General features: G+C 53.1%; 25 protein-coding genes and 2 tRNA genes. 10 read left to right on the forward strand and 17 right to left on the reverse strand.

The genetic code is table 11. The features are described from left to right. The gene (locus TPCCA_RS03805; protein ID WP_010882217.1) at nt 1-825 is read left to right on the forward strand and encodes a hypothetical protein; all 825 of its coding nucleotides are present in this window, start codon (nt 1-3) and stop codon (nt 823-825) included. A gap of 41 nt (nt 826-866) precedes the next feature. Here the strand turns inward: TPCCA_RS03805 and TPCCA_RS05380 are convergent, their stop codons facing one another. Both TPCCA_RS05380 and TPCCA_RS03815 read right to left on the reverse strand, forming a co-directional pair. Continuing rightward, nucleotides 867-2,099, reverse strand: a complete 1,233-nt coding sequence (locus TPCCA_RS05380; protein WP_013945367.1) for a S1C family serine protease — start codon at nt 2,097-2,099, stop codon at nt 867-869. Further along, nucleotides 2,076-2,148, reverse strand: a tRNA-Lys gene (locus TPCCA_RS03815). Before TPCCA_RS03815 ends, TPCCA_RS05380 begins: the two co-directional genes overlap by 24 nt. A 143-nt stretch (nt 2,149-2,291) precedes the next feature. Here TPCCA_RS03815 and TPCCA_RS03820 point away from each other — a divergent pair. The 3 genes from TPCCA_RS03820 (at nt 2,292) to nth (ending at nt 3,797) form a co-directional block, all read left to right on the forward strand. Beyond that, a tRNA-Leu gene (locus TPCCA_RS03820) sits at nt 2,292-2,375 on the forward strand. Nucleotides 2,376-2,407: 32 nt separating this feature from the next. Next, on the forward strand, nt 2,408-3,082 hold the full coding sequence (locus TPCCA_RS03825) for an MgtC/SapB family protein (RefSeq protein WP_013945368.1): 675 nt from the start codon (nt 2,408-2,410) through the stop codon (nt 3,080-3,082). 79 nt (nt 3,083-3,161) lie between these two features. Then, a complete protein-coding gene (nth, locus tag TPCCA_RS03830) occupies nt 3,162-3,797 on the forward strand; it encodes an endonuclease III (RefSeq protein WP_013945369.1) in 636 nt (211 codons plus the stop codon). A gap of 76 nt (nt 3,798-3,873) precedes the next feature. Here the strand turns inward: nth and TPCCA_RS03835 are convergent, their stop codons facing one another. From TPCCA_RS03835 to TPCCA_RS03865, 7 genes are all read right to left on the reverse strand, one after another. Further along, nucleotides 3,874-4,515: a ComF family protein gene (locus TPCCA_RS03835; RefSeq protein ID WP_245522099.1), complete on the reverse strand. Its 642-nt coding sequence runs from the start codon at nt 4,513-4,515 to the stop codon at nt 3,874-3,876. Nucleotides 4,516-4,700: 185 nt separating this feature from the next. Beyond that, nucleotides 4,701-4,925: a hypothetical protein gene (locus TPCCA_RS03840; RefSeq protein WP_010882222.1), complete on the reverse strand. Its 225-nt coding sequence runs from the start codon at nt 4,923-4,925 to the stop codon at nt 4,701-4,703. A gap of 68 nt (nt 4,926-4,993) precedes the next feature. Then, entirely contained in the window at nt 4,994-5,902 is a 909-nt protein-coding gene (mazG, locus tag TPCCA_RS03845; protein WP_013945372.1) for a nucleoside triphosphate pyrophosphohydrolase, read from the reverse strand. Beyond that, nucleotides 5,902-6,546, reverse strand: a complete 645-nt coding sequence (locus TPCCA_RS03850) for a DedA family protein (RefSeq protein WP_013945373.1) — start codon at nt 6,544-6,546, stop codon at nt 5,902-5,904. Before TPCCA_RS03850 ends, mazG begins: the two co-directional genes overlap by 1 nt. A gap of 46 nt (nt 6,547-6,592) precedes the next feature. Next, nucleotides 6,593-8,632 (reverse strand): NAD(+) synthase, encoded by a 2,040-nt coding sequence (locus tag TPCCA_RS03855; protein WP_013945374.1) that lies wholly within the window; start codon nt 8,630-8,632, stop codon nt 6,593-6,595. 36 nt (nt 8,633-8,668) lie between these two features. Next, complete coding sequence (locus tag TPCCA_RS05740; protein WP_010882226.1) at nt 8,669-9,130, reverse strand: hypothetical protein; 462 nt, start codon at nt 9,128-9,130, stop codon at nt 8,669-8,671. 517 nt (nt 9,131-9,647) lie between these two features. Continuing rightward, the gene (locus TPCCA_RS03865; protein ID WP_013945376.1) at nt 9,648-10,781 is read right to left on the reverse strand and encodes a WD40 repeat domain-containing protein; all 1,134 of its coding nucleotides are present in this window, start codon (nt 10,779-10,781) and stop codon (nt 9,648-9,650) included. A 165-nt stretch (nt 10,782-10,946) separates the two neighbouring features. Between TPCCA_RS03865 and TPCCA_RS03870 the strand changes: the two genes are divergently transcribed. From TPCCA_RS03870 to lptB, 3 genes are all read left to right on the forward strand, one after another. Beyond that, nucleotides 10,947-11,546 (forward strand): LptA/OstA family protein, encoded by a 600-nt coding sequence (locus TPCCA_RS03870; protein ID WP_010882229.1) that lies wholly within the window; start codon nt 10,947-10,949, stop codon nt 11,544-11,546. A 191-nt stretch (nt 11,547-11,737) separates the two neighbouring features. Then, nucleotides 11,738-12,229, forward strand: a complete 492-nt coding sequence (locus TPCCA_RS03875; protein ID WP_245522100.1) for an LptA/OstA family protein — start codon at nt 11,738-11,740, stop codon at nt 12,227-12,229. Nucleotides 12,230-12,358: 129 nt separating this feature from the next. Continuing rightward, nucleotides 12,359-13,072, forward strand: coding sequence for an LPS export ABC transporter ATP-binding protein (gene lptB, locus TPCCA_RS03880; RefSeq protein ID WP_013945378.1), 714 nt, complete (start codon nt 12,359-12,361; stop codon nt 13,070-13,072). 46 nt (nt 13,073-13,118) lie between these two features. Here the strand turns inward: lptB and TPCCA_RS03885 are convergent, their stop codons facing one another. Beyond that, nucleotides 13,119-13,442, reverse strand: a complete 324-nt coding sequence (locus TPCCA_RS03885) for a hypothetical protein (RefSeq protein ID WP_245522101.1) — start codon at nt 13,440-13,442, stop codon at nt 13,119-13,121. Nucleotides 13,443-13,730: 288 nt separating this feature from the next. Between TPCCA_RS03885 and TPCCA_RS03890 the strand changes: the two genes are divergently transcribed. Next, nucleotides 13,731-14,510, forward strand: coding sequence for a hypothetical protein (locus tag TPCCA_RS03890; protein WP_245522102.1), 780 nt, complete (start codon nt 13,731-13,733; stop codon nt 14,508-14,510). A gap of 12 nt (nt 14,511-14,522) precedes the next feature. Here the strand turns inward: TPCCA_RS03890 and TPCCA_RS03895 are convergent, their stop codons facing one another. The 3 genes from TPCCA_RS03895 to TPCCA_RS03905 all read right to left on the reverse strand — a co-directional run bounded on the left by TPCCA_RS03895 (nt 14,523) and on the right by TPCCA_RS03905 (nt 18,372). Beyond that, entirely contained in the window at nt 14,523-15,299 is a 777-nt protein-coding gene (locus tag TPCCA_RS03895; RefSeq protein ID WP_013945381.1) for an outer membrane lipoprotein-sorting protein, read from the reverse strand. An 18-nt stretch (nt 15,300-15,317) separates the two neighbouring features. Continuing rightward, the gene (locus TPCCA_RS03900; protein WP_245522103.1) at nt 15,318-17,969 is read right to left on the reverse strand and encodes an efflux RND transporter permease subunit; all 2,652 of its coding nucleotides are present in this window, start codon (nt 17,967-17,969) and stop codon (nt 15,318-15,320) included. Nucleotides 17,970-18,126: 157 nt separating this feature from the next. Next, a complete protein-coding gene (locus TPCCA_RS03905; RefSeq protein WP_193386044.1) occupies nt 18,127-18,372 on the reverse strand; it encodes a hypothetical protein in 246 nt (81 codons plus the stop codon). Between TPCCA_RS03905 and TPCCA_RS03910 the strand changes: the two genes are divergently transcribed. Next, nucleotides 18,358-19,218, forward strand: coding sequence for a flagellin N-terminal helical domain-containing protein (locus TPCCA_RS03910; protein ID WP_010882237.1), 861 nt, complete (start codon nt 18,358-18,360; stop codon nt 19,216-19,218). The two genes, TPCCA_RS03905 and TPCCA_RS03910, sit on opposite strands and share 15 nt — an antisense overlap. A gap of 78 nt (nt 19,219-19,296) precedes the next feature. Continuing rightward, nucleotides 19,297-20,916, forward strand: coding sequence for a hypothetical protein (locus tag TPCCA_RS03915; RefSeq protein ID WP_013945383.1), 1,620 nt, complete (start codon nt 19,297-19,299; stop codon nt 20,914-20,916). 36 nt (nt 20,917-20,952) lie between these two features. On the opposite strand, the gene metK is transcribed toward TPCCA_RS03915, so the two are convergent. From metK to metG, 4 genes are all read right to left on the reverse strand, one after another. Continuing rightward, on the reverse strand, nt 20,953-22,143 hold the full coding sequence (gene metK / locus TPCCA_RS03920; protein ID WP_010882239.1) for a methionine adenosyltransferase: 1,191 nt from the start codon (nt 22,141-22,143) through the stop codon (nt 20,953-20,955). Between the two features lie 202 nt (nt 22,144-22,345). Continuing rightward, entirely contained in the window at nt 22,346-23,434 is a 1,089-nt protein-coding gene (locus TPCCA_RS03925; protein WP_013945384.1) for an FAD:protein FMN transferase, read from the reverse strand. A gap of 60 nt (nt 23,435-23,494) precedes the next feature. Next, nucleotides 23,495-24,286, reverse strand: coding sequence for a pyrroline-5-carboxylate reductase (proC, locus tag TPCCA_RS03930; RefSeq protein ID WP_013945385.1), 792 nt, complete (start codon nt 24,284-24,286; stop codon nt 23,495-23,497). Between the two features lie 50 nt (nt 24,287-24,336). Next, on the reverse strand, nt 24,337-26,772 hold the full coding sequence (gene metG / locus TPCCA_RS03935) for a methionine--tRNA ligase (protein WP_013945386.1): 2,436 nt from the start codon (nt 26,770-26,772) through the stop codon (nt 24,337-24,339). Nucleotides 26,773-26,942 lie beyond the last annotated feature (170 nt).

A 26,942-nucleotide genomic window follows, 5' to 3' on the forward strand; every position in this document is an offset into this window, starting at 1 on the left:
TTGTGTGCTACGCTGCGTCCCATGGAAACGCTAGGATTTTGTATGCTTTCTCCCTCCACTCTGCCTTTACGGAAGTGGGGAATCAGGTTATGTCGCGCAGGGTATCGCGCCCTGGGTGCACTGCTGGGTACGGGGGTCTTGGTTTGCTGTGCTTCAAGCACGAACATGACTGTTTCGAACGACTACCCTCCTAAGGAATTAGGAGTCCTGAATGCCTACACGGTCGACCGCTTGCGTACTGCGATTTCTCCACGCGACTTTACCTTTGTGTTTGACCCGCCGATCGACACTGTGCTTATGCAGTTCAAATTCCTACTGGACGGCATTACGCTCTACCTTGAGCGTAAGGACCGTACAGCACTGCGCGAAGCTATTGAGAAGTACTTAGGCGAATATGAAGCACAAACGCTCACGCGGGAAAAGAGTAGTGAGCGGGCGTACTTTGGGACAACTACTCCGCTGATGACCTGGGGTATTCTTGGCTCTGCGCACAATGCCACCCCCACTATGCGCTTTGAGTATCAGTTTATCACTGATGATCGCCCTTATTTTATCATTGCAAACCGCACGATTCCGGGTGCAAATGGTTACAACTGCCCTGCGGTGCGCATCGCACTATCTCCTGCTCAATGTTCACAGGTTATGCAGTATCTCGATCAGGGAAATCTTGACGCGCTGCTAGAGGAGATGGCGCAATCGTTTGAAACGTTTGACACACAACAGGATCCAAAGAAGACACCAGAGACAGATAAAAACGCCGCCTACAAGGGAAAGGAAAAGAAGGGGAAAAAGGAGGAAAGAGGACCACGCAGCATCATGAAGTAACCAGTGAAGAAAAGGCAGCCTGCACGGGGCGCGCGACCTCGCTACTCGTCTGAGCGTTCTGTGAGCCGCACGGCTACCACATGCTGCCGTCTGCCGCGGAGTACTGTAACGCGAACTTCATCGTCAGGCTTCTTATCCTCCAACACCGAGTAATAATCGCTCAGATTCGCTACAGGCTGGTTGTCGATGGCGGTAATGACGTCTCCCCCCAAGTAGATAACCGCTGCTCTCCGTCCCAGTCCATAGCGTACGGCCGTCGTACCACCGCGCAGTCCTGCCTGTGCAGCGGGGCTTCCCCGCTTGACCTGTGATACCAGCAATCCCTTGTCTACTGTAAGCTGCGCGTAGTGAGCAATAGATGCGTTGACTTGCACGAGTTCGGCATCGATTTTGCCGCGACGCACACGGCCGTAGCGAATTAGCTCGGACACTATGCGCTTTGCGGTATCTACTGGCACCGCAAAGCCAACACCAGAAGAACTTCCAGATGTAGAGTAAATAACGGTATTAATGCCTATCATGCGCCCCTGGGTATCCAGAAGCGGACCACCAGAATTCCCAGGATTGATCGCCGCGTCCGTCTGAATCATATTTCTGATGATACTGCTCTTATTTTGAATAGGACGCGCGAGAGCAGAAACAACCCCGACGGTAAGAGTACGCGCTAGTCCAAAGGGATTCCCGATGGCAAGCACCTTTTGTCCGACATCCAAGTTGCGCGAAGAACCGAAGCGGATAACTGTCAAGCGTGCTCCAGGGGGAGGGACAAACTTAAGCACCGCAAGATCATTCTCCCTGTCTACACCCACGACAGTTGCCTTGTACTGGCTGCCGTCGTGTAGCGAGAGATAAATTTTAGACGCACCCTCGATAACGTGCGTATTGGTGAGCACGTACCCGCGGGCGTCAATGATAGCGCCAGACCCAGAGCCACCTTCGAGAGGCACGGGCTCCAAGAACCAATTAACCCCTACCATCTCAGTGGTAATGTTGACAACGGCCTCGTTGGCACTGCGGTAAACGGCGATGTTCTGCCGCTCGTCGACGGTGTACGGGTCCCCCTCTGCAACAACCGTGGAAAAGCTGGTCGCTTCCGAAGAAGAAACGGAGAGGGAATCAGCTGCTTCGAGCACCGAGGACCTAGCAGAGAAGTCGAACCACCTTCCTAGAAAGAAGCCCACCGCGCACGCAGCCGCAAGCGCTGCGACCGCCGCAAGAATCCGCACCTTGTTGCGCACCAATCTCACCTCTGAGCCATGATGGATTCGAACCATCGACCCACGCCTTAAAAGGGCGTTGCTCTACCAGCTGAGCTAATAGCCCACGGCGCCACGCGCAGCGCCGCGGGCAGCGTGTATTGGAATTGGCATTTTGTCAAGTACGCCGCCTTTGCATCCCGTGCCCTGAAAGCTGCCCTAATCCCTTGACTAGAAAAACTATATTTCCCATCATGGAAAGGTTTTCTTGCCTCGATGGTGGAATTGGCAGACACGCTAGCTTCAGGTGCTAGTGCCTTCACCGGCGTGGGAGTTCAAGTCTCCCTCGAGGCACTTGCATCCTGCTACGCCCTAAGAGAAAAGTCATGATTACAGATTCCGTTATTGTTGTCCGGCTCTTGCTCAGCTTTGTCTCAGGACTTGCTATCGGGCTGGAGCGCTCCTCAAAGTTACAGGCAGCGGGATTGCGCACTCACACACTCATCTGTGTCGGTGCTACGGGCGTTATGCTCCTGTCCCTCTGCGTAAGTGAGATTACCGGAGACCACACCGGCGACCCCGGGCGCATCGCTGCACAGGTGGTTTCCGGCATGGGATTTCTCGGCGGCGGTGCCATCTTAAAAATGGGTGCAAACGTGAAAGGCTTAACCACTGCTACTACTATTTGGGTGACAGCAGGGATCGGTCTCGTTATCGGCGCAGGGCTGTACAGCGCAGGGGCGATGCTCGTGCTCCTCGTACTGATCACCCTTGCAGGCTTGGATAAAATTGAAAAGTGTGTATTTCCCACTCGCCAGAATAAGCGCCTAGAAATACAGTTCTCCCATCATGAACCTGAAGTCAACGAGGTTATGGAACTTCTTCGCAAGCATTCCATCATCGTCATTTCAACCAATTTTCAACATTCCAAGTCGGAGACAAGCTTTCCTAAGCTCGTCTTGCTTATCAGTGTACCGCAAAAGCTTAATATCCGAAAACTGAACCACGAGGTGCATATGCTTGAGTGCGTCCAGCAGTTCGTACTTCAGGAAACTCTCTGAATCCTGTGCGTTCATTTCCCTCCTTTTCACCCCATGACCTCTTGCACTTTTTAAACTACCTCTCTTTACTGGCACCCTTATGCGTCTATTAGACAGCAAGGGGGTACACGCCGTTTTTGAGCGGCTGCACGCAGCAAACCCGCAACCACAAGGAGAACTTCACTGGCGCAATACTTTTACGCTCCTGGTGGCAGTACTGCTTTCTGCGCAGGCAACAGACAAAAGCGTCAACAAGGCGACCGCTGCTCTGTTTGATGTGGCAGACACCCCCCAAGCAATGCTCGCGCTGGGGGAAGAACGGCTATGCTCCTACATACGGACGATTAATTTATACCCCACGAAAGCACGCCGAATCATTGCACTCAGTGCTGAACTCATCGAGCGCTTCGCTGCCCAAGTACCGTGCGACGCCCATGCCCTAGAGAGTCTACCCGGGGTCGGTCACAAGACGGCAAACGTAGTCCTGAACATGGGTTTTGGCATACCCACAATCGCAGTTGATACGCATATCCTGCGGACAGCGCCACGCATCGGGCTTTCCTCTGGAAGAACCCCACGCGCGGTTGAACGCGACTTGCTTGTGGTCACCCCGCGTGAGTTTCGCATGCATGCACATCACTGGATTTTACTCCACGGACGCTACACCTGCACCGCACGAAGACCACAGTGCACGGAGTGCTGCCTACGAGACCTATGCTGCAAAAACAACATATAAGAGAGAAATTGCTGGGCCGTACGTCCTGCGGCATTTTCAGGAATTTCTAAAAGAAGTTCGCTAACTAATTGACTCCTCACGCAAAAAAGAACGAGAAACCCTGCACACGCTCGCTGCCCGAGGAGCGCAGCGCACGCGCACACGCGTCCATCGTGGCACACGTGGTAACTACGTCATCGATAATCAAGGCATCACGCGGCACACGAGCGTGCGCCCCGAGCTCTATACTCCCTGCAAGATTCTCAACACGCGCAGCGCGCGACAATGTTTTCTGCGCGAAACGACCCTCTACTCGCACCAACGCACGATTAACGGTAAAACCAGCCAATTCTAGTCGACGCGACACGTCCTCAACCTGGTCCCATCCTCTCTCAGCCATCTTGCATGGCCGCGGCGGCACTGGCACCAACTCGGTACTTGCAGTGACGAAGGAGCGCTCACGCGCTGTACGCAAAAAACGCCCGGCAATGCGGGAAAAAAGAGCATCAAAATTCCGCTCCTGCTGTGTCTTCCACAACGACATAAGAAGACGCCCCACACCCAGGTACGGCAAAAGTGAAAAGACACGCCAAAGCGCAGGCGTTTCACCCGATTCTCGAAGCGCACGGCAAGAGACGCACAACGCTCGCGCTGAAACAAGCGGCTTGGCACAGCGACTACAGAAATCCTCAGGGTGTTCCAAAAAGTCATGTGCGCGCGCGTACAACCGATCCTGCACACACGAACAGCACAGAGGAACCGTCCCAGTACACCGGGACGCACAAAAAACACAGCACCGCGGCCCAAGGAAAGAAACATAAGCGTGAGCGACACTATCTCTCGCCCACAACCTCGCGCGAGAAAAAAGGATCACACCCCTACGTCCCTACCTCACACTGAGCCCTCAACACTGACATCAAAAACTTACGGACGGCGGTTAGACACCCCGCGCTGCACCATACCCATGAACTGATTCTCGTACCAACCCTGAGAATAAGGCTGGTGAGTACGTATGATAGGGCGCAACTTGTCCTCAATAGACTCCTTACAGTCCTCACACACATCATACTCCCGGAATGTCCAATACAACCTCTCGGGCAGCGAATTGTCCACTTCCTTCCGACAAATATCACACTGCAACGTCTTCATAAGCCCCCTCTTCTTCAACACACACCCTGCCCGTGCTAACAATTTACACACGGAGACAGGGACGCGTCCTACTGTAGCATATTCCCCAGCTTGTGTCGAGTAAAAAACAGTCGCCGTGACCGTGCGCGCTTGCGCACCGCAGACGCCCGCGTGCGTGCGCGACGTGGTTTATGGCACGCGCGAGACAAAAATATAGAAGTACCTCCAGAAATGGCAGGTATAGAACAGGCACACGAAAAGCGGCGCACGAAGTCCGCGTTTGCGCGGATAAGGGCGAGCACCGGATCTACCCCCATAAGATGTGCAAACGATATCACTGCAGTCAACAGCGCACCTACTGCAACATGCGCTGCTTGAGTGGCGGATTGTTCGGCAGAATTCTCTGACATCGCACGGAGCGCACGAAAGGTACGCGCACATTCTCGTACCACCTCCGTGCGTGTTGGACAAAAAAGACGCGCACGCGACGCGTTTTTTTGCATTTTGGACGCGCGCATGAGGGGAGGAACCGTTCGAGGAATGCCCTCTAACGGAGAAGCTGCACGGCGACGCTCCACCTGTGTTTTAATCCGTTCCCACTGATCAAACACCTCCTGTGCTGTTTGTGCTCGCTTCGGATTTTCCGGTCCAGGAAATCCTTCTGTTTGCCCAAATACGTGGGGGTGACGTCGAATTAACTTTTCCGTTAATGCAGTTACAACATCTGCAAGCGAGAACACCCCTCGCTGTTCATACATGTATGCAATCATACACACATTCATCAGCACGTCCCCCAACTCCTCCTGAACGTGAGCATACGACGAATGCTGTGCCTCGCCCTCTTCGAGGATAGCCTCAAGCGCTTCATACGTCTCCTCCAAAAAGGACGAACACATACTTACCGGCGTTTGTGCCAAATCCCACGCACATCCGTCCGGCGCACGCAACCGCACAATTATTTCATACAAGCGATAAAAAGCCTGCGCACACGCGCTCATCACCTCACTCCTACATTAGTTTGTACGTCATCGTGTGTAATTCTCACTCCATCCCCTGTGGTTTTCTGCCGGCGGCCAATCAACACCCGTATACCCAGCGCCGACAAAAGCAAAATCACCCCCGTAAAAACCTTGAGCGAAACACGCTGTACAGAGCCAAGGAAATAGGTCATCCAAAAGAGCACAGAAATACTACAGGCCGCTGCGAGTGCGTCGTAGCACGCAAAACGCACAAACGGCACACGCACAAACCCCGACGTCAGCGAAACCACATTACGAACCCCAAATGGGACAAAACGCGCAAGCACATATACCCAAAGGCCATAACGCGAAAGAAGTGTGACTATCTTTTGTGCGCGGCAGGACGCGAGCGTCCGCTCAAGAGCAGCCACACGCAACGCACCCTGTTGCAACAGGTATCCCCAAAAATACACCGCATAATCACTTATTAATGCACCTGCATACAACGCTCCTAGAAAGCTCGGCACAGATGCTCCATCCTGTCGACATACTAATGCACTCATGACAATCAGCGCATCTTCAGAAACCGGCACATGCACTCCTGCCAAGAGCAGGCTGACAAACACAACCATAGGTAACGAGTGAATATGCGCTGAAACCCAAGAAAAAAGCGTATGCACCACGCCCTACGCACCTCCATATCAGTTGTTAAAAATCCTGCGTGCCAGTCTATTCCCCACAAGCCAGCTGCTCAAGCTCTGCGCGCCATAGCGCACCGGAAGTGTCGCTGGGAAAATAAAAACCCACACGAGGGGAAAGGTTCACTTCCGTAAGACCGGGCCCATCAGGCACACAAGAACGCTTGAACTGCTGTGAAAACAAGCGGGTAAAAAAAACGCGCAGCGCTGCACATAGCTGCGCGCAAGAATACGCAGTTCCAAACGCATGCGCGGCCACACGAAAAAGTTTTCGAGGACCAAAACCGCTCACCGTTACGTGATACAGAAAAAAATCATGCAATTCATAAGGACCGAGCATCTCCTCGGTACACTGCACAATACGATCATCACAAGGAGGTATGAGCTCAGGACTCACCGGCTGTGCAACTATAGCTGCACAAACGCGAGAAAAGGCAGCACCGCGCGGTGCATAGGGAGAATCAGTTTCACACACAAAACGCTCAGGTACACGCCCAGCATAGGAAATCAAGGCTCGCACCACGGTTTTGGGCAAAGATGCGTTCACTGCGTACAGCGAAAGGTGATCGCCCCCAAAGGTTTCCCAACCAAGCGCACCTTCTGACGCATCTCCCGTACCAATCATGAGCGCATCAAGCTGGTTAGCACGATCTAACAAAATCTGCGTCCGTTCGCGCGCCTGTGCATTCTCATACGTACCGTCACACTGCTGCATCGTATGCCCAATATCATGGAGATGATGCGTCACTGCCGCGCTAATAGAAATTTCTTGCACAGTGCAACCGAGCGCACGCGCAAACTCCTGCGCCGCACCTTTCGTTCCTGACGTAGTACCAAAGCCAGGAAGCGTTAGCGCATAAAGTTGTGTACGCGCAATCGAGAGAAAATCTAACGCGCGCGCACATATTAGCAATGCACACGCCGAATCAACACCTCCTGAAACACCCACCACCAGGCGCCTACATCCCATGTGTTCAAGACGGAGTGCCACGCCCTGCGCGGCTAAGTCTATCGTTCTTTGCAAAAAACCGTCCTGCGTGTCTGACGGTGCAGAAACAGCGAGGCACGCGGCACCCGTGAGCGGGGGCACCGCATCCTGCGATTTTTGAAAAGCAGGCGGAAAAAAAGGACAGGGTACGCGAGGACGCCGCAGCGTGGCGTGCGCCTTTGACGCTGCAAATATGCCTGCAGGAAGCGTGACGCAGGGAGCCGATGCACCCAGAGTGGTATGTCCGCTACGCGCACGACGACGAAAGTGCACCAAAGACACATCTACGTCCGCACTAACATGCAGTCCACGCACCGCGTGCGCCGGACGCTCCCCCCGTTCTCGCATCTCCTGCAATGAGTCTTGGACCACACACTGCCCACACTCAAAAATACCACTTTCCGCGCCATACACCGCATCAGCACTAGACTCCCCCCACCCCGCATTTACGTACGCATACGCACATTGGTGCTGTGCACTGTATGCCGCAGCGTGCGCAGCAAAAATATCCGGTGTCTGCGCCGTACTTGGCGTACCGTAGGCTTGCAACACCAGCGTGGCAGGTACCGATCCATCCATCGCACCAACACAAAAAGAGAAAAGACCCTCTGCACTTTCAAAACACGTCTGCACATCGTACACCGGCACCGGTGCACCACCGTACAGGACCTCACAGGGCACTTGCATTTTTTGCGCGCCACACGCCGCCAGGGTATCCTGCACAACCAGTGCTAGAACACGACCTCGTGCGACAAGCGCAGTACACACACGCACCTGAGTGCGCAAAAAACAGGGCACACTCACAAGCGCCAACAGCTGACAATCAGCAGTGCCAGCACACAGTGCAGATACGTGCGTGCAGACTGCCGAAAGCAGCGTATCCTGAGCAAAAAGAGACGCACAGCTACACCCTGTTAGCGAAAGACGGGGAAACAATAGTATGTCCACACCGCATGAAGCTGCACGACGCACCGTCTGAATCATACGCTGGGTATTGTATGCACAGTCCGCAACACGCACCGCAGGGACTGCAAGCGCAAGCCGCACGTATCCACCCGTCCTATCCACACCACACCCCCTCACACACCCCGGTGTACAAATGAAAAAACTACGAACGCCTTACTCCACCTGTAAAAAGAACACTTCCGTTCGTTCATTGCCTGAAATATCACGCGCGCTAATCGCAAGCTCTGCAGTACCACGCGTGAGCACTACGCTCCCCAAAAACACGCGACCCTTCATCTCATATAACAGGCGTTCATTTAAAAGCGACCCTGACAGACACGCCTGCGAATCTTTCGCCACAATCAACTCAAAGGACACCGCGCTCACTTCCGATCCGTTCACCACAACATGCACTTGGAACGGAGTGAACGTCTGGGTACCATGCTCTAACACATCTGCGACTGCCGCATACAGACGATAGGTTCCCTGCGTAACGCGCCTGTGCACACGGGTGCGCTTGCGTGTATAGACATACCCGTCGGCATCGCGCGGCGCTGCTGTCCCCGAAAGAGCCAACACCCCTGTCTTTCCCGCCAATACCACATCCTGAATGGTGGGCTTTATGGTGTCCGACACCGAAGGTAGCAGGAGCAAGGGATTGAGATACACTTTGTTTTTTGTATCAATCACCTGGAACACAAAACTGTTTGGAGGTGCCCATGCACTTGATCCTGCGTATCCGACCGTTACCCCGGATTCTGCTTCCGCGGTAGAACCAAAATCCTGCGCGTTTTTCGCTTCGCGTAAATTTGCATATACCGTCTGCAACCCGTCTTCATGCGCAAAAATCAACGCATTTCCTAACGCGCTGGGAAAGACACGCGCACGGCGATGTTTTTGAAGTCGCATCACGCAGCGTCCGTACCCCGCAGTACGTACCGCGTATCCACGCCCTCCTGCAGAGTCTGCTCCATCAAAAATCAATCCCTGCTGTAACAGACCTGCGCCCACACTCTGTCCAAAAAGAGACAAAAACTTAGGTTTATCAACAGGCCATTCCAACGCACACAAGCGCCCTTCTCCTACAATCGCGAGCAACAGTACACCCACAAAAATCGTACGCACGCTGGCACACCCCCTCTGTCCCTACCCCTTACGGGATCCCTGCAATGTCAATGCGTGCAAGAAGCATATCGATACTTAGAAAGAATTTTTTTTCACCCTGAGTCAATGACACATCCTGTGCGTCAAACCGCACATCCCCCACCCTATGCACCGCGCGCTCAAAAACAGCAAACCGACACCGCTGCTCCTTCTGACTTAACACCGTCACAACATCGCACTCAGGCTGCACGCCCATACCAACAACATCCCCAACCAGGGGGATAATGTTTGTCTCTAACCTTTGGCAATCAATCACCCCTACCCCTTGTGCATGTTCAAATGCCACATAGCGCCCTTCGGTATCAAAATTCATCAAAAGCTGGTGACGTAACGCGCCCTCCAAATATTGATGGTGAACAATCTTGCACTGCACATCCGCAAGAGACACCAGGATAACGCGCTGCCTGTCCAAACCACACACGCACGCAGCAAGTGTGCCATCTGCAGAGAGAGTCACCCCAAACACAATTTCATATGTGCTCCCGCCCGGATAGAATGCACATCTGACAGTGCCGTCGGCACGTACAACCATCACCTTCCCATCAGAAAACCCTATAACCGCGCCTGCAGCAGAAGAGTGAAACGCGGTTATAGGCGCCGTGTGCAACACACGCCACCGTTGTACACCGCGCGCGTCATAGGAGGAAACGGCATTTCCCCCTGGGGAAAAGAGAAAAAAGCGATCTGCTTCAATATGCACAAAGCCTGGCTCAGCAATTTCTGCAAGGTGTTCCCCAGCAGGGTTAAAAACAGGCGTGCGCACTGCATGCTCAGGATACACCGCCCATGCGTGTGTAGAAGCAGAAAGGCGCTGGGTAACCCGCGTGGCAAACACAACCGACCCCTCATCGGTAAAATAGCCAAAGTACTCCCCCACCATGAAAGGTTGGAGGGTCTGCACTGTGTCAGCGTTTACGCGCACCGCGCGCTCAGGACGCTCTTCGTGCAATTCAGATGCAAGGTCACGTGCCCAAATAGGCAAAAAGTAAGGGTCAGCCCCGAGGGGGACGGCTGCTACAAACATATAGGCAATCAAAAATAGAGCGGAAAAAGAGATGAAATAACCTTTTTTCTCTTTAATCTTCATAGGGGAGAACATACAATGGTGCGCGATCTCTTTCAAGTTCGTTCGCCCTTCTTGCGAGGTTTGTTGTGCTTCGCGGCTGTGGGGGTGGGGTTGTTGCTTTTAAGGTGCGTTCTTCTTTCCTACTTGGGACGCGTTGTCTGTCCTTCTTTTTCTGCCCGGGCATCTGTCCGGCTACGCCCGTTGTAGCGTAAAGGAGCGGTAGTGCGCATTCGACTCCTCTTTGCTCCTGTCTCCTGCCTCCTTCTGGTTTGCTGCGCCGACAGCAGTGCCTTACGCTGGATACAGCAACCCTCCGCCACGCGCAACACACCTACCATCGCGTTTTTCCAAGTGACGTTCGATCGCTACAACACTCACCTATTGGAAACGCGCCTGCATGCTCAAACGCTTGAGTTCTATCACCACGACCAAACCTGGACTGCACGGGACATCCACTTTACACGCTACGACGGCAATGGACGTGCGAGCGTGCGCGGGCATGCAGGTGTTTTGCTCACTGACTGCGAAGGTACTGTTTTCTACCTCGGGAAAAAGGTGGACTGCTTCTTTCCCCATGAGGGTCTGCGTTTGGAAGGACGCGCATTTCGGTGGGAAAATACGCGAGCATTGTTCACAAGCGATCACTTCTCCCCTGTTCGCATCAGCGATGCATCAGGGGCTGTTGTCACCGGGGTTGGTTTATGCGTCAATGCACGCACCAAACGCTTTGTGTTTCAAAATGGCGTTCACATAGACGTCGATCTTGACTCTTTCGCCAAAACCCGCGCGTCACGGTACGCCGCACCGAATCTCAGTCCATGACTCGCGCGTCCTCATACCCTGCTTTTTCCCCCGTACCCTTCTTGCGCACTGTACTCCTTGCACTTTTTCTCATGTCCCTGTGCGTGTGGCAACACGCACACGCGCGGGGTAAGGTGCGCTTTTTTGCAGACAGTCTAGAAGGCTCTGCCGACCCCTACGCCCCACGCACTGTACTCCGCGGAAACGCGCGCATGTACTTTGCCGATTTAGAAATCCACGCAGATAAGATTGAAATTTCCGGCGACGACTATCATCTTGTTACCGCCACCGGCAACGTGCGCGGAGAAAAAAAAACACAGCACCTTACGTTCTCTGCACAATCTCTGCATTTTAGCAGAAATGCGCATACTACCGAACTACTCGGTGCTGCGCAGATTTCTGACAAAAGAGAAAACGTAACGGCACGTGCAGAGCGCATAGTCTACCACGAAAAAAACGAAACATTGCTCTTACAAATGAACGTGTCCCTTACCTACCAAGACCTGCAATGTCAGGCCATGTTCGGTATGTATTACCGCAAAAGCATATTCCTTGAATTAAGCGGTGCGCCACGGGTTAGCGACCGCGGTAATCTTTTTCAGGCAGAACGTATCACGTTGAATATGGCCCGTAGAGAAATTCAGCTACACGGAAAAGTGCAAGGCTCAATTCTCAAACCCTACGAATGGGAACAACACCGGTGACATTTCAACGCTTCCTGTCTGCCGCGCGCAGACTCCGTGCAAAGCACGATGTCACATATACTTTAAGCAGAGACAGAGAAAGAAAAAAATATTTCCTGGAATGAATCTCCACCGGGAGAAAAGCGCCTCGTGGCCGCTGCACTCAATAAAACATTTAGAACACGGCACGTGGTGCATGACGTCTCCTTTTCTGTACACCAAGCAGAGATAGTTGGGCTGTTCGGTCCCAATGGAGCAGGCAAATCAGTATCGTTCAGTATGGTAATGGGTCTGTGCCGTCCAGATAGCGGGCGCGTCCTGCTAGACTGCACAGACATAACGCCGCTACCCATACATGTGCGCGCGCGCATGGGCGTGTCCTACGTACCGCAAGAACCGTCTATTTTTAGAAAAATAACGGTAGAAGCAAACGTGCGCGCAATCATGCAAATGCGCCGCGATCTAAGTTACACAGAACAAACCGAGCGATGCGAAGCGCTGCTCAAAGCATTTCAGCTGACCCATGTGCGAAATCAAAGGGCAGACACGCTTTCAGGTGGCGAGCGCAAACGCGTGGAAATTGCGCGTGCATTAACGGTAAATCCACGCTTCTTAATTTTTGATGAACCCTTCTCCGGGATCGACCCTTGCGCCGTGCAGGATATCAAGCGCATTATCGTGCGTCTTGCGCGCTCAGGCGTTGGCATACTCATCACGGACCACAACGTACGTGAAACACTACAAATCACTGACCGAGCCTATATCATACACTGCGGCCATATTATCGCCCAGGGCAGTCCACAAGAGGTAGTACGATCCTCTCACGTACGCCAAGTGTACCTCGGCTCTCAGTTCCAGCTGTAAACTACAACGTGTGAAGTAAAAGATGCGGATGTGCCTCGTAAATCTCTCATGTGCCTTTAGCCACGATGAGCACTACCGTATTGAAAACAAGTGCACCCATACCAAAAAGCAGTGCCACGACGGTGATACACAGCAGCCGCCCATACGGGGCGTCACTACGTGTCAAAAAAAAGTAGAGCTCAACACTGCCCGCACACAAACAGGCAACCACTAACAGTACTGAACAGCCGACACATGAACGTAAAATAATAAACTGGCTTTTATCAAGAAAGTGAGAAAAGTTCCCAAACACATAAAGCAGCGACGCTGCACACAGCAGCACGCCCAGACACACCACCATCCGGTGCAGAAAGTAAACGGCCTCGCGCATACCCGCCGGCGAGTCTCGACCCACAGGGGCGGACCCTACCATAGAGGGTGCTGCCCATTCAATTACCACGGTATGTCTCAGCAATGGACAGTGCAAAAGGACTGCACGATACCACCATATACTGCGCGCCCAAATACTCTTGCGTTGGGATACACAAACTGCTAGGCTCCCCTACTCATGCGTGTGCGGACGTTTTGTTTTTCGCTTGTCTGTGCCCTGGGCGCGAGTACGTACCTTCTGTGGAGGGGATGGCTTCAGCTCTCCCTGCCGGCGGGAAGTTATGGGGTTATGCGATCACGCTCAGGTGGTTACCACCACGCGCTCATCGCTCCGGGGCGATTTCTCTGGCGCTGGGAGCCGCTGCTCCCGTCCAATGCGGAGCTCTTTGCCTTTGAGTTGAAGAAGCAGACGGTCTCCGTCACCGTTCAGGACGTCCTGCCCGCGGCGAAGGAGTACGCGCAGCTGCTTGACCAACACGCACCCTTTGACTGGACTTTAGCGCTCTCGGCGCGCGTTGCTCTCAAAGAAGCTTTCCTGTTGGATACCGTGCAGCGAGAAAGGATCACTGACCAAAACTCGCTCGAGCGATACGTGGACACTACAGCACAAGCGGCACTCACCCAGGTGTCGCACGATTTCATCGCGCGCTGCATGGCCGACCCAGCCCTCTACGAGCGCGTTCACACGCAGTACGGGCTTGCCACACGAGAACTGAAACGCGCAATCGAAAAAGAAATTCCCCACTGCGCAATTTCAGAGGTGGTGCTTTCCGAGGTACACATACCAGACATGGTCCTGTACCACACTGCAGAGCAGGCCTACCGCGCGTTCGAAGCGAAGCGGTCCGAACACCTCAGTGCACTCGCGCAGCAAGCGGCAAAGCGCAGCGCACTTGAGAACTTTGAAATGCAACGCCTCACAAAGTGGGGTGAGTTTTTTCAGCGCTACCCAAGCGTCATCGACTTCCTAAACGCAATACGGCAGGATGGCGCCTCGACGCTCGAGACGCTCAAGAAGGGCTCGACCGCCAACCACCGAGCCATACCGCACGAAGAAACAACACGCTAAAAGCCACAACACTCACCGATCGGTTTGGGTTAGATACTCAGGGGTAAACACCTTCTCAGGGATGTCCATGTGATACTCAACCTTCATGAGGTGAATGGTTGTGGTACTGCGTTGGGCGATCGTCTCGAGCACAACCGTCTTTGGTGTATCTACACCCTGGATAGTCTCGTAATCAGAAAGCGTCATGATCTTCACGCGCTTGTCTTTTTTATCGAAAAATTCCCCCTTCACAAAACGACCTGTTTCCTGCTCTATCCACAGCAACGCCCTGACGTACCGCGCCTGGGGCTTGTGTGACGGTGTCTGAATGCGCACGCACATCTTTCCCTCGTACGACTCCGTACCGTCGAGCGTACATTCATCAAGATCAGCAACCCCACCAACAAGCGAAAGATCGTGATACGAAAAATCCGTCCCCATAAACGAAGCGTGGGCATCCCCTCCTGTAATGCTCCTGACGCGTGCGAGTTTGGGCAAATAGAGGTACTGCTCCCACGCCCCGTCCTTTTTCTGCAGGGATAAGAAGCGTGTTCCCTTTACGCTCAACGGAGACAAAAACTCTATAAGAGTCTTTTGCTCTCCACTCTTTTCATACCGGGTATACTGTTTAAGTACTAAGGTATTCACCGTCTTACCCGCCTTCCGGACAACCATGCGGGCTTGCGTACCCATTGTGCCTGTTTCCGCCGTTTTCTTAAAGCTACCCATCACATCTGTTGCACTCTGTGCCCACATCGAACACACGCCACCAACTACCGCACACAACGGCACATATGCTATCCGTTTCATGCATACCTCCCTTTGGTTCTATCGTGTGATGAACCTTGGTTTGACCACATTCAGTAAGGTAGGAAGGAGCGTGAGACTCGCCACTGAACTTGTAAGCATAGCCAACACCATAAGCAAACCAAAATCAGCAAGAACATTAAACTTTGAAAGCATCAGCACTGCAAATCCCGATCCTACAGACAGAACATTAAAAAGAATTGCCCGCCCTGAACCATAGAACGTTTGTGTCAGAAAATCCTTTCCACCACACTCCTTCCACACGCGCCCATACGCCGCCAGATAGTGTATCGTATAGTCGACCCCAATACCGCTTGAAAAGCCTGCCACCATCGCGGTGCAAATGTTCAGCTTAATGCCAAAAAATCCCATAACCCCAAAGTTCACCAACACAGATACTCCTAAAGGAAGGGTACCGATTATACCAGCAAACAGCGAGCGGTAATGTACTGCGATGATGATAAAAACTACACACAAAGAAAAAACCAGTGAAATCAGCTGAGATTGTACCACCAGATCATTCAAGGATTGCTCAACCAATACTGAGCCGCCAAACTCAGCGTGCACGTCTTGAGGAAAATTTTCCCGGATAAACTTTTTTACTGCCTCAATGACACCGTATGAGTCTTGCTGACCCTTAGTTCCGAGCTGGATGTTCATCTTTAACGCACGGGGGTCTACGGCACGATCCACCAGACCCAACCCTTTTCCTGAAAGCAGTAACAAATACCCACTGATAATTTCCTGCAATTCCTCGCTCGTTTTCACCCCATATTTCTTAGGATCACACGGTATCTCATAATACGCGCGCCCATCGTAGTTCACCGCCTTCTCAAGAGCCTGCACGAGCTGCTGCACATCTGAACGATCAAAATCAGAATCCCGCACGGCACTTACCAGCATACCGACTGCTTGACGAAAATCATACGATGACCCCGGCGCCGCCAAGGAAGTACGTGACGTCTCCGCCCGCGCAGGTTCCTCATGTCCGCCCGTGAATGTTTTAAAAACACCAAAGTCATCCGTACCACCGCGCACCACATCTGCAGACTGCGCCTCCAGGCCTCGCGCCGACGCGTCTGCGTTGTACACTTGGTTAATGCGCTTGATAAGCGGGACGAGAGAAATAACCTTTCCCACATGCTCCACCCGCGTTTGTAAAAACTCAGTCAGATCATCCATAGCCTTCAGTACATCCGGACGTGCTACACTGCCATCCCGCGCAGGGGTACTCACTAATACGGTGAGCGATCGAGAACCACCGAAGTGCTGCTGCATAAAGCGATCAGACTGCACCACTGTTACCTCCGGCTCAAAGTATTCCGCAAGCACGTTGTCAATTACCAAACGTGACATCCCCACCAGGGAAAATACAACAGCAAGGAACGCAACAAACAACACCGTCCGATAGTGATCGGCGATTACCATCAGCGTACCGGTGATCGCCGTATCCATGTGTTCATGGCCGGCATCGGGAGCATGCGCACACACACGCGATTCAGGTCCACGGATAATGAGGAGCGAGGGGATAAGCATGAGCGCCACTGCAAACGCAGACGCCACGCCCACGCTTGCGAACACGCCGAACTCAAAAATAGGCACAACGGAGGTGAAACAAAAAGATACAAAACCAACGAAGGTGGTAAGTGCAGACAAAAAAACTGGCTGAATTATTTTATCCACTGCCTCCACGATGCGAGCGCGATGCTCCTGCCGGGTGGAGCAGATACGCGAGAAGGCGCCGTAAAAATACGCACTAACTATATGAATGCCGTATGCGCTCCCGACGGCAATAAGAATTACAGGCAAGATGGCAGAAAGGATAGAAAGTGGTATGGCACACAAAGCCATAGCTCCTAAGGCCCACACGGTAGATATGACCACTGTCAAAAGGGGCAAGAAGATACCCGCCAGGCGGCGAAACGATACAAACAACGCCACGATTATTATGAGCACCACAAGCGGCACCAGGAGCGTTAAATCGTGCATCGACGCCTCATTCCCCATTTCGTTAAAAACGGTCGCCCCTGTGACAAAAGTCTGAGCGTCACGACTTTTCCACGCACCGAGAATGCGTATGATCGCGCGACAAGCTGCCATCGCTCCAGGTGAACTACTTTCTTCGTTGGAGGTGTCTAGAAACACGACTATCTGCATAGAGCGCAGATCGCGCGAGACTAGATTACGTTCATAGAAATCCCAGTCTCGAAGTTTTCGATAAACGCCCTGTACCTCTTCTGCACTTCCGGAGAACTCATCAGGAACAACACGCTCACTGATAATATTTCCTGCACGCAGACCAAGGTATTCGGCAGACAGGAGTGAGAGAGTACTCTCCGCCCTCACCAAGGGGACCGCACTGATGCGTTCAATAAGCGACCGCACGTCCGCAAGAAAGACAGGATCAACGACGGAAGTATACTCACGCTTAATACCAATGAGCACAGGAACTTGGGAGCCGAATGTGCCATCGATGCGCTGATCGGCGATACGCACCGAGTTTTCCTTGGGGATAAAGCGAAAATTGTTATTGTCCAAGCGTAGCGTGCGTAGCTGGACTGCAAAAAAGAGCGTCAGCGCGCCAAGCACCGCAACAAGTACCCACGGGTGCGCGTAAAACCTCTCAAGTAGCCGACGCCTCGTCAGTTGCCTGGGTATCTTCATACACCTCATACGCCTTCCCCACATTCCCTAATTATCTTCTCCCACATCCCTCCGTGGAAAGCTAAGACGGCAGTGCACGCCAAGTACAGCTACGCCGCGCACAAGCTCAAACAAGGACAGAGCCACTCAATCCACAGTGCACACACAGCCGGCCGCAACTGGCAACCTATCTCACGCACGAACCCAACCGGGGTAACTCTGCTGCAGAGGTCAACGGGAGGGGGATTCTACCTCCGATTTGCACAACGTTCAAGCACTCACGTACGCAAGATATACGCACCGCTTTTTCCTCAAGTGCACCCGGCGTATTCCGATACCCCTTACCAAGCACGGGGTGCAACGGCAGGGATGCCAGGGCGGCTGGTCCGCTTGAAAGCACCAAAAGGAGTAATGCTTCATGATCATCAATCACAACATGAGCGCTATGTTCTCTCAAAGAACGCTCGGACACACTAACTTGTCCGTCCAGAAGAACATTGAGAAGTTGTCTTCAGGACTGCGCATCAACCGGTCAGGGGATGACGCTTCGGGTCTTGCAGTTTCTGAAAAGATGCGGAGCCAGATCCGTGGTTTGAACCAGGCGTCTACAAACGCGCAGAACGGCATCTCCTTCATTCAGGTTGCGGAGGCGTTTTTACAGGAGACCACCGACGTTATCCAGCGCATTCGCGAACTGAGTGTGCAGGCGGCGAACGGTATCTACTCCGCAGAAGACCGTCTCTACATCCAGGTAGAGGTCTCTCAGTTGGTAGCAGAGGTGGATCGCATTGCCAGCCACGCTCAGTTCAATGGCATGAACATGCTCACTGGTCGCTTCGCGCGTCAAGGCGGGGAGAACACTGTAACTGCATCCATGTGGTTCCACATCGGTGCAAACATGGACCAGCGCACGCGTGCGTATATCGGGACCATGACTGCAGTTGCCATGGGAATTCGGGATGCAGGTGACGAGTCGGTCATGAATATCGATTCTCCTGAAAAGGCCAATCGCGCAATCGGTACGCTTGATCAGGCAATAAAGAGAATTAATAAGCAGCGCGCTGATCTCGGTGCCTACCAGAATAGACTTGACCACACGGTTGCCGGTATCAATGTCGCGGCAGAGAACTTGCAAGCAGCTGAGTCTCGCATCCGCGACGTGGATATGGCAAAAGAGATGGTGGACTACACCAAGAACCAGATTCTGGTGCAGTCTGGGACTGCTATGCTTGCACAGGCGAATCAGGCTACGCAGAGCGTTCTAAGCCTCTTGCGTTAGTTCTTCTCACCGCTTCGAAAGGCCGGCGCTGCGCGCCAGCCTTTCTTCTAAAGAGCTTGTCTACGCACCTGGGATGTCGTGCGCACACTCACAGAGCTTGATAAAAAAGTACTGAGGGCGGAGTTTCCCCAGCTGAGTTTTAGCGAAGATGCCGACATCGACCGGTATTTTGAACTAAGATCCCTTGGAGATCAAAGACAGGCACTGGATATCTACAACCGCACGCTTTTGGTGAAATACCCTCAGAAGGAGCGTAGGGTACTCCTCATGTCCTATTATCGCAAAAGGGACGTGCGGTTCAAGGAAGTGCTTGCCGATGCCCTAGCAGAGCTCGCTCAGAAGAAAATCCAAGAAATAAAGAAAATTATTGATTTTTTCGCCGCCGCGGTTGCGCCCCTCGACCTGACCGACGTGCGCACGCTGATCCGAGTTTGCGAAAAGATTGTGCGTTCTATTTCTCTCAACCGCTTTGAGTCCGTTCATTTCTCCAGAAAGCACACGCATTATGCACAATGGCTGCTCTACCGAGAGAAAGAGATGGAAAAGGCTGCAGACATCATTCGCATGTACGTTACCGACACGCTTTCTTCTGTGCGAACATTTAGGCAGGAGTCACACACGCGCGCAACCTACGACTTTTGCACAGAGGCTCACGGTACAGATACCTCTTCAACGATAGATTTTTCACAACTGGTGTTCACCGCAGAACAGGTACGCACCATTGAAATCGCGAAAACTATTACAAAAATTGAAGATCGGGTGCTTGCGTATGCAATCAAATACTGGCACAGATACGATGATCGAGCCTTTGAGAACACCGTGCTGCTGTACAGCAGAAAGTATAAAACACATCACTACAATATCTTTCATTCAATTAAAACTGGACGGAGTCACCAATGGAAAGACGAAGATATTTTGCACTTGGTGCTCGCGCACGTCGCCTCAGGGTATTACTACAGCATCAGTGGTGATCTATATTTGCAACGAAACTGGCACTGGTTAAAAGCGCGCCTGGTAGAACGTGCGGAGCATCATCATCAAAAGGGTAAAAAAGTGCCTGCGACTCACAGACGATCTTCTACCCCGCATGCGCGCAAGACGGCGGGCACGCGTGCACGGACTCGTGCGTGTAAGAAAGAGTTACCTACCCTTCCTTCGGAGAAAATTAGTAAAAAAGATAGTGGGGAATCAAAACAGAAAGATGAAACAGCGGGAATGGAAAGGGTTTTCCGTCACAACACAAAGAACGTCCGCACGCGCAGTTCCCGTGCATCACGTACAGGAACACACGCGGAGGCGAGACATTCCGATATCGTCACTTCCTCTCCCGTGCACCAGGAGGGAGCTGCAACCGTAGAGCGATTTTCCCCACCGGAAGAGACGGTCGAATCCATCGCACACATTGTTAAAAGAATCACCGGGAAGGACTACGGCGTGTATCGCGAATTGTTCTTCAAAGGGGTCCGGACCGCCATTCGTACGGTGCTCAACCGTGCAACAGTACGCCGTGGTCTGCGCCTGCGCGCGCGCAAAAACAATGCAGAAGACACCATCTATCACTTTTTGCACACGCACTACGATGACCCCTACCAACGGTGGCCCAACAGTCATGAATACCAGCAGGTCCATACCCTTGGGTTTTCCATACACTCCCTAGAGCCAATCATCGTAACATGGGCAGAAAGTGAAGGGCTGTAACGATACAAGCCCCGCGCAGACAAAAAAGAAACGAAGCTACTCTTTTATCTGGCCGGAGAGCGCGAACGGGCGCACCGCACGCTGTAAGTCGCACACGCAGTCTGTGCGTTCCCAAGGAAACTGTTCGCGCCCAAAGTGACCATATACTGCAGTCGAGCGGTACCGAGGCGCACACAGGTCCAACGTGCGCACGATGCCCGCTGGGGTTAAATCAAAAATCTCTTTCACCGCGTGTGTGATGTGTGACTCAGATGCGCGCGCCGTTCCAAACGTTTCTATCCGCAGCGAAACCGGATATGGCACGCCGATTGCGTATGCAAGCTGCACCTCACAGCGCTCAGCAAGGTCGGCTGCCACAATATTTTTTGCAATATAACGCGCCATATACGCTGCAGAACGATCTACCTTAGATGCATCCTTACCTGAAAAGGAGCCTCCCCCATGGCGGCCCATTCCCCCATACGTGTCTACGATGATCTTTCTCCCGGTCAAACCAGTGTCCCCAAAGGGACCGCCAATGACAAAACGACCGGTTGGATTGATAAAAAAACGCGTGTTTTCATCTAACAGACCTGTAGGTGCAAGCGCCGGACGCACTATCTCCTCTATGAGCGTTTCTCTAATGGTTTCGTATGAAGGTGACGGGTCATGCTGCTGAGAAAACACAACCGCACTGATACGTACCGGTCGATGTCCCTCGTATTGTACGGTAACCTGACTTTTTGCATCAGGACGCAGCCACGGCACACGGCGTTCATGACGAAGCGTGGCAGCATAGCGCACAACCGCGTGCGCGCACATGAGGGGGGCGGGCATAAACTCCGGCGTCTCGCGGCACGCAAAACCAAACATAATCCCCTGGTCCCCTGCCCCCTGCGATCCTGCAAACTCCTTCAGTCCTGCACCGTGCACCCCCTGCGCAATATCAGGCGACTGATGGTGAGTCATATCAAGAACAGCCATGGACGCTGCATCAAGACCGACATCAGCGCTTACATATCCAATGTCAGCGGCAACATCACGCGCAATTTGGGTAAGATTAATATGCGCCCGCGTGCTAATTTCACCTCCAATCAGGATAAGGGACGTGGAGGCAAAAGTTTCGCACGCAACACAACTGTGAGGATCTTGCGAAAGACAGGCATCAAGAACAGCGTCAGAAATCTGGTCGCACAGCTTATCAGGATGACCCTCACTCACAGACTCTGAGGTAAAAAACGTCTCCATCACTGTACTCCTCGATTCAAAATTACGCAGCTCACTGAACCTAGGAGTAAAGGGTGCACTCAACACCTCTTGTCAGCGCTGCGCTCATCTTTGCCTACACCCTGACATCTGACCGAACCCCCGCGCACGCATCCTGCACACACACACCATGATGAGGACAGTCCGCCACACTTTTTTACACACGAACAACACACGTGCTGTCCTAACGCTCTAACACGAAACGTGCATCGAGCACACGCACGCGATCGACAATCCCTGCACTTGCGCGCACGCGCTTGTCAGGAAAAATAAACAGCGCGTCAACACCGGGAAATTCACGCAAGAGCGCACAGCTTTTCTCATACCCCAATACAAAACAGGCGGTAGCAAGCGCATCTGCATCTGTGGAACGGGGTGCAAAGATAGACACAGAATCCACATCAGTGTGTGCCGGAAACCCGGTAACCGGATCGATAATATGATGGTAGCGTACCCCATCACGCTCAAAGAAACGCTCGTACGCACCAGAAGTCACCACCGAGCAATCGCGCACCGACACCACCAGTGCAGGCTTCTGCCCCGTGCCGTGCGGATCGCGAATACCCACGTTCCATTCCAACCGCTGCGCGGCTGCTGAGCGCACATCTCCATACTTAAGACCAAGGGCAAAAATATTTCCTCCCAGATCAACGAGCGCTGAATCCAAGGCATGCGCAGTGAGCAGTTGTACAATCTTGTCCGCAAGGAATCCTTTAGCAATGGCTCCCAAATCCAACTGCATGCCCGCTTGTGCCAACTGTACCGTGTGTGGCGCGCCCACCGATACCCCAGCGCGCAGGTGCACCTGACGAAAATCACAACGTGTCAGCGCCTCCTTGAGCGCGTCGGGGTCAGGGACAGCAGCACGGTCAAAGCCAATATTCCAAAGCTTGACTACCGCACCTAGTGCGGGGTTAAACGCACCCCCACTCTTTTCTGCAAAAAAAAGCGCACGCTCAAGCAACGCATACAGCGACCTGTCAACAACAGCCGGTGCCGAACCTGCCTGAGCGTTTAGGGCAGCAAGCGCAGAGTCATCACGGTTAGCACTCAGCACCATCTCCTGTTGTTGTAGCAGCGTGAACACCTCCTCAAGCGCCGCGTGCACTTCAGCAGCAGGTCGCTTAGAGTACACGCGCACGCGACAGAGCGTACCGATAACAAGCTCCGCACGCGAATACTCGCGCACGCGCGCACGACCGCCACAGCTCCCCACTCCACACAGAATACAAACGAGAACCCCGATCCGCCAATATACGCACGAACCTTTCACAAGGGTGCAACTGTACTGTCAGCAGTCAAAAAAAAACAAGCAATGCACCCTGCCCACCCCTTAGGAAGAACTGAGCGCAGCGCGCACCGCGTGTATAACTGCACGGCGCAATCCCTGCTCCTCTAACGCAAGCACCCCGCGAATGGTACTCCCTGCAGGAGAGCACACGCGATCTTTAAGTTGTGCAGGATGTACACCACTGTGCTGTATGAGCGCTGCAGTCCCTTCAAGCATGTGTGCCGCAAGCCGGTACGCTTGATCGCGCGCCAGACCATAGCGCACCCCTGCGTCAGCGAGCGCTTCTATAAACTGCGCGGCAAACGCCGGAGCACAGCCTGCAATCACCCCTGCGATCGCAAAGTACGCGGTGTCCACCACCTCTACCTGTGCAACTGTGCGCAGCACTGCTAAAAGCGCAGCGTGCTCATCGTGGTGCAGGGTGTGGCGCGCTTCTGCAATGATCACCCCTCGCGCCGCCTGACAAGGTAAGTTCGGCAAAAGTGACAGGTGACGGATACCCTGATGAGGGTCCGCGGCAAACAATGCCTCGTATGCAGCGCAGGACATACCCGCCGCAAGGGAAATAAGCACTTTTCCCTGAAAGGATTGGCGATCGCGCAGTACCGTGCTGATTTGAGATGGTTTGACTGCAAGAAAAATCCATTCACTTTTCTGTACCAGTTCCTGAACTGACGCGCAGGCACCTATGCCCAAAGATGTACACTGCGCACGCAACTTTTCCTGATTTAACGCACAGGCGTACACTTCAGCCGCTTGCAGCGCTCCTGCGTGCACCAACCCTTCTGCCAGCGCCCGTCCCATTGCTCCAAAACCCAAAAATCCCACGTTCATGCTGCGCTCCCCCTATCCGACACGGAAAACCAAATGCTCTGTGAATATTCCTAGCCGACAGTTCCCTCTTTCACTCGCTGCATTACCAGTGGCCTTCCTCCAACCATGAGCGGCTCACCTGCAACTTCTACTGCATAATTTACCACACGAATAGGCACAGAAAAAAAAGCGTCCGCATCGATAACGGCAGACCCGTGCGGTGTAATGACCGGCGGCGCACTCGCAAGTGTTGCGCGTTCACCGGGCAGAGCCCATGGCGCCTGCACCAATTCAATTGCCTTTGTGCCCTGCGCATCTACATACTCTGCGGCCAACAGCATGCCGCAAGACCGTACCCCACGCAGTGAGCGCGGCTGCAGGTTATCCACAATAAGCACGTGCGCACCACGCAACGCATCTGCAGCCATATAAGGCACAAGACCAGAAACAATAACGCGCTCAACGCCAGAGCCATCATCCAATGTTTCAACAAAAAGCATATCCGCATTCGGATGACGCTCCACCTGCAACACTCGTGCTACTTTCAGTACAACGCGCTCAGAAAAAAATGCAGATAACCGTGCAGTATCTGAGGGAGGGGGCATTTCACGCTCCTCCCTCTTTTGTTGAGCGTCTGTCTCTTTCTTATTCATTCCCGTGGGCATCTGTGCAGTGCGCGGTACGCTCACTCCTGCCCCATCCCTGGCTGTTCCAGCATAGCGGGCACGATACGCAGCGATAGTTTCCGTCTCCAACGGACGGAATAAAATCACCGGCGGATGCACCTGCGTTAAACCCTTGCGTTCTCCCACGTCTGACCATCGGAGGGTCGGTTGCACTGTGTCCGGCTGCGCCGTATCCGCGTCTTTCTTCGCAGCACACACAGCTCCTCCCCCCTCTGGTGCACAGGAAGACAACTGAACACCCAAAAATCGGGCCGCTTGCTGCGTATACCACGGCAAAAAAGGATGCGCTAAAATCAGCACATCCCGAATCACATAGCATAACTCACGCATCAAGGCGTCTGCACGTTCACGGTCCTGCGCCCGCGTTTTCCACGGTGCACCATCCTGCAACGCCTTATTCGCACGCGCTGAGAGCGCAAACACTTCTCTAAACGCTTCTCGCAACTGTACCTGCTCCATTAAATCTGTCATGCGCTTTGCGGTATTCCGCACCGCTTCGCGGAGCGCAAGCGTTTCTTCCATCACCTGCGCACGGGTGCTGCGCGCTCCATCTTGCGCAGGGACTACGCCCCCGTACGTACGCGCCACAAAGGTGAGCGTACGATTGACCAGATTACACAGATTACCAATCAACTCACTGTTTACACGCTCCTGAAACTCATGCCAGGTAAAGTGCGCATCGCTTTTTTCCGGTCTATGGTACAGGAGATAAAAACGCCACAGATCTGAGGGAATGCCCGATTCTTTTGCATCCGAACCAAAAACGCCCACCCCTAAAGACTTAGAAAACTTCCCCCCTTCGTAATTCAAATACTCCGTCGCAGAAAGACGCGTAAGCATCGTCCACCGCTGCCCGGAACCGATGAGCATGCAGGGGAAAAACAGCGTATGAAAGGGAATATTGTCCTTCCCCACAAACTGGACCAACTCCACATCCTGCTGATCAAGCCACCAAGACTGCCATTTTTCTTTCACGCCATAGTCGGTCCCCCCCCCTTCTTGCGAGGAAGCTGCCTCTGTGCCACACTTAGTAATGGAAATGTAACCGACTGGCGCATCGAACCACACATAAAATACCTTCTGCTCAAATCCTGCTTTGGGAACTGGCACCCCCCAGCGCAGATCGCGCGTGATCGCACGCTCCTGCAATCCCGTACGTAGCCAACCTTCAGTCATACGCACCGCGTTTTTAGTCCACAGATGATTCGTGGTGCAAAACCACGAGCGGTAGGCTTTTTCCAGTGCAGGCAAATTTAAATACAAATGACGCGTAGGGCGAAACTCCGGCGCCGTGCCACAGCTCACACAGCGCGCATTCAGGAGCGTTTCCGGCTCAAGGAGCGCTCCACAGTGCTCGCACTGGTCAGCACGCGCCTCAGCATTACGGCAATGGGGACAGGTACCGCGCAAATAGCGATCAGCAAGAAACCGTGCACAGTGCAGACAGTACGCCTGCGCACTTTCATGTTCACTGATAAAACCCCGCGCATCCAAATGACGAAACAACGCCTGCGTAAGCTCAGTATGCGCATCGCTTGTAGTGCGCCCAAAATAATCGAAGGACAGATCAAACCACTGATAGATGTCGCGATGCAGTGCATGGTAGTGCGCACACAATTGTGCAGGACTGAGACCTTGTTCTGCCGCACGGGTTTCGCTTGCCGTGCCGTATTCGTCGGTACCACATACAAAACACGTGTGATAGCCGCGCATCCGACAGAAACGTGCGAAAACGTCTGCAGAAAGACCCTGGATAAGATTTCCCAAATGTGGAACGTTGTTCACATAAGGTAGTGCGGCGGTGATTAATTTTCGCGTCATAGCGTTTCCTACTCTGATTTAAACAAGACTTCGTGAAGACAGGTTTCTGGCAACAAGTGTTGCCCAAAAGGGCAGGCAGACGCAAGGAGCATCCGGTGCGATATATGCCTCACAAAAAAGAAGAGAGTGCAACAGGATTGATGAATCCTTCGCTGCACACTTCGCATTCT

It is taken from the genome of Treponema paraluiscuniculi Cuniculi A (genome assembly GCF_000217655.1).
GTDB classification, from domain to species: domain Bacteria; phylum Spirochaetota; class Spirochaetia; order Treponematales; family Treponemataceae; genus Treponema; species Treponema pallidum.